We start from the raw sequence: 4,004 nt of genomic DNA on the forward strand, positions 1-4,004 counted from the left end.
TTGACGCGACGCGAATGATAACTGAAGTTTCGAAAGAAGTGAAGCCCCCATTGTGAACGACCCGTTTTCAACGCCTGGGTTTGATCATAAACGTAGACCCATTGTGGAAATATCGCTTGAAGATATTTTATCAGATGTGCGGCGAGGGCATCGGGGTCCCAGCTCCCTCGCGACAGGAACTTTGGAAAAGACCCATACCGCGTCTGGGAACCACTCGCTTGGTAAAGTTGCGTCAAGGTGCCTGAACCTGTGTGGGTAATAAACCCATAGATGAACGCTTGGAAAAGCGCAAAGTTTTGGGAGTTGAACATAAACCGAAACTCTGATAGAATACCTTCTAAGTGGAGAAGCAGGTGCATTGTTTCTTTCCTTTCAAAACAAGCGTTATGTTTATGAAAGGATACCTGCTTTTCTGCTTTTCTGCATCTTAATTCTTAAAATTGTCCAAACTTTAGTTGGTTTAGAGGATGTCCCGAATTTCCGATGGCAGTACATTTACAATCGCTTAGGCATCTGCCCCTTGACAGCTTAACAAACCAACATTTGTAGTAGTGCAATCCATCGCACGCTCCTGTAGGAACGATCTCCGAATCGCGACAGCCAAAGCCAACAAGAACGAATCCTTTTTATTGAGCTCACATTGTAAAAGTCTCTTGCTCCGCCTGTCTTTTTTTCGCTTCTTCTTCCGATACTTTATCTATATCATGGAATAGGCGAAGAACCCTAATCTCTTGCCGTTCCCGCACTCCTGATTTACTTACTTCCTCAATTAGTTTACTGATTTTCTCACGTAATTGATAGAGATCTACGCGATTAGAATCTGCTTCACCACTTCCTTCCAAAATAAATATAATTCTCTCCCTCCATCTTCCATCGAAATAATTTATAATCAACTCTATGACTCTTTCTTTCTCAGCAGTTGCTGTAATCCAGTCTCCTCTTGCAATTCTCATGAGTTCTTCATCTAAGTATTTTTCGATTTCTCCTTGCTTCAATTCTTCAGGCTTGTGTTGCGAATAAAATCCTCTGAAGCGAATATGGGGTGCCCCTTCACGATACAAATATAAGTGAACTCCAACAGCAATGCGTTTGTCCATGGAATTGCGACAAATCACCTTCAGGACATAGGGAGTTCCGTCGCCCACATAGTATTTGAAATTGGGCACCAGAAATTCAATCCGCACGCGTGCCCCATATGTGGAGATTTCCAAATTTGCCTCAAGGGAATCTGGGTCAGTAATCGGTGTTACATGAACAATACCCTCTATCTCTCTTTTGCTGAATGCCTTCAATGTCTCCAATACCCGGTCAAGCAAATCATAATGCTGAACAAGGTCATAGCCGAGTAGAACGTTTTTAGGTGTAAAGTTCTCCCATACAACACCCTCATGCCGCTTTCGGACGACCTGAATCGGTATACGCACTCCCTTCACAGGATCAACTTCTTCGCCAATATCAACACTACCGTAAGGCTCCCGGACAATGACAGATTTGTATTTATTTATTCCCGGGCCCATGCGAAAATCATGAATCGTGAAGGTCGGAATTAACTGACGCAGTTCACCAATAGATCCTGACCAAATTTCCCATTCCCGTCCGTCCCATTTTTTTTTGCTTATCTGTTCCATACGTGCCCCTCCGATAAGTTATAGCAAATGTGTACTGCCATCGCATTAATAATGAAAGTTCGCCTTGTGCCACACAGAGTAAGGCAGGGTTTTCTTTGGGTTTCACTTTCGTCTATCGGTTCAGCCTGACAACAGAACCGCGGTACGTTCCCATAAAACCCTCTTACACCAGACTTTTGCATGTGGCATTTAGGACAGAGTGCCTGTAAGTCGTCCATACCTTCGTCGCCTAATGTGTCATAGTGTAAATGGTGGGTTTGGGTTGCTGTTCTATAGCACCCCCTCACACTCGCACTTATGATTGCATGTCTCTAATTTTTCTTTCCGTTTCGTCTCCCATTCTTTTGAACGCATATATTTCTGGTGATTTACCATTCAGATTTCTCTCATTTTGAGTTATCACAAAATTCACTTACATCAGTCTTCGGGATAAATCCAAATTTTGCAGGCTTTCTCCGCGAGTTCAGCCGTTCTCATTTTAATTGCATCTTCGTTCCATTGTTCTGTGCCAGCGAAACTTTGGTTCAAGTATAACGGACTAAAACGAAGTCCTTTTTCCGGCATATCCCGCTTCTTCTTAAAGGGGGAATTGCTATAATCTGAATTGTAACCGGTAAGAGTGAGGTTCCCAATCTTATGAACCCATACTTCATGGACGCGCTGAAAATCTTCCCCTAATTCCTGTTGCCATGCTTCAGTAAGTGTCCGTGGCATTACATGCTCAATCGTATAGTCGGTGATTAGGGCGGGTTCTTTGCGTTCAAAGTTCTCTAATTTGCGAAATAAGTAATTCCGCCTGGTGAAGTTATAAACATCTTTGGTGTTGAAGGCTTGTTTGAATTCAGAATCCGTAGGATAACGTCTGTAAGTTTGCATCTTCCGGAAAACATCATTCAAACTCTCAAGATATTTGTTTTTGTCGACATTATTTTCATTCATCAGTGTCGCAAATAGCTTGTTCAGGACATTCGTTGGTATACCACATACAGAACGTCGAAAGATGTAACTCTCTACGAGTCGAAAGATTTTGATGACATCCGCTTTTTCGATTCGTGCTTTAGCATAATCATCATAGACTTCAAGTAAGAATGGATAAGCTACCTCAGCACGCATTTCCACGAAATCTGATAAACACTCCCGTAGTTCAGGATCTTCTTCCTTAAGCAGTGTGATGTCAACAAAGTGTTTTGCATAGCGTGAAATCTCTTTGACAATTGCCTCCAGCTTTACTGAATTTCCGATTTCATAACTCGGATACTGGACTTTAAATGCTTCATAAACATTCTGCAGTTTAGGGATCTGCCTCATTTTTAGTGTCAGATAATCCCGCATGAAACGATCAAATCGCACAGTATATTCTTTCTTTCCAAAAAGTCTTTCCATAGGAAACCAGTACTCTTCATACAATCTTTTTTGGAATTTGAGATCTTGCCCCATGAGTACATAGTTGCGAACGAGATCCGCTTGAGAGAGTGAAATTCCAGTAGAATTAAGGCTCTCAAAGATCAATTGTGGATTATCTACAGTTCGATCCAAAGCAACACTAACAATCATTAACTTTTGGAGTCCGGTATACACCGTTTCAAGATCAACTTCTTTGATCCTCTTTTCAAAAAATTCATAACTTTCCACTAAAAGGGGTGAAGCATTTGTAAGTGGCAGATTTCTATTTTCCAACAGATGAATGAGTGTTTTTCTATCACTCTGAGTAAGAAGTTGTTTATAGCGTAATACTCCTTCTTCGTGCTCATTGAAAAGATAATAATTTGACAGTCTCTTCGGGGTTACACCGAGGTTGCTATCTTTCCCATTTATTGCTCGGCTGAGTGCTGAGAGTAAAAGTGATAATGTGGTCAATCGCTGTTGTCCATCAATCACAAGATATCTGGGAATGGCTCCAATCATCCCTAACTCCTGTTCCATGTAAACAATTGATCCAAGGAAATGGTGCTTAATCTTATCATCTTGCCCGACTCGTATCACGTCCTCCCAGAGTTGTTTGCAATGCTTTTCTTCCCAACTGTACCTACGCTGAAAGATTGGAACAAAAAACTGTTTCGGCTCTTGCAGAAATTTAAGAATAGATATCTCGTTGGCTTTCATAGGTTTTCTTTAGTCCCCTTTCTCCCATAGAGAGTTTTAAAAAGTATTCTCCGAGTTCATCATTGGAAACGTTTTTTCTCAAGTATAAAAGCGTCCATGGCGGTACAGTTTGCGATTTTAGCAAACATCCGTTACAACTCCTTTCCACTTAACGTCTGTCGCGACCGAAAAGATAATCACCCCACCGTTTGAAGAGTTGGGAGCCCCTCTGAAAAATAAAATAGGACTTACGCAATAATGTTTGACATAACCTCATAGAAGGGGTAATATGTT

3 protein-coding genes are annotated in these 4,004 nt (G+C 41.5%); all 3 read right to left on the reverse strand.

The window, feature by feature from the left end:
• Positions 1 to 359: transposase (locus tag F4X88_15550; protein MYA57701.1), on the reverse strand; the 359-nt coding region annotated here is incomplete at its 3' end.
• Between the two features lie 276 nt (positions 360 to 635).
• The gene (locus F4X88_15555) at positions 636 to 1,628 is read right to left on the reverse strand and encodes a hypothetical protein (protein ID MYA57702.1); all 993 of its coding nucleotides are present in this window, start codon (positions 1,626 to 1,628) and stop codon (positions 636 to 638) included.
• Positions 1,629 to 2,045: 417 nt separating this feature from the next.
• A complete protein-coding gene (locus tag F4X88_15560; protein MYA57703.1) occupies positions 2,046 to 3,731 on the reverse strand; it encodes a DUF262 domain-containing protein in 1,686 nt (561 codons plus the stop codon).
• Between the last annotated feature and the right edge of the window lie 273 nt (positions 3,732 to 4,004).

This window comes from Candidatus Poribacteria bacterium, from assembly GCA_009839745.1.
In the GTDB taxonomy this organism is placed as follows: domain Bacteria; phylum Poribacteria; class WGA-4E; order WGA-4E; family WGA-3G; genus WGA-3G.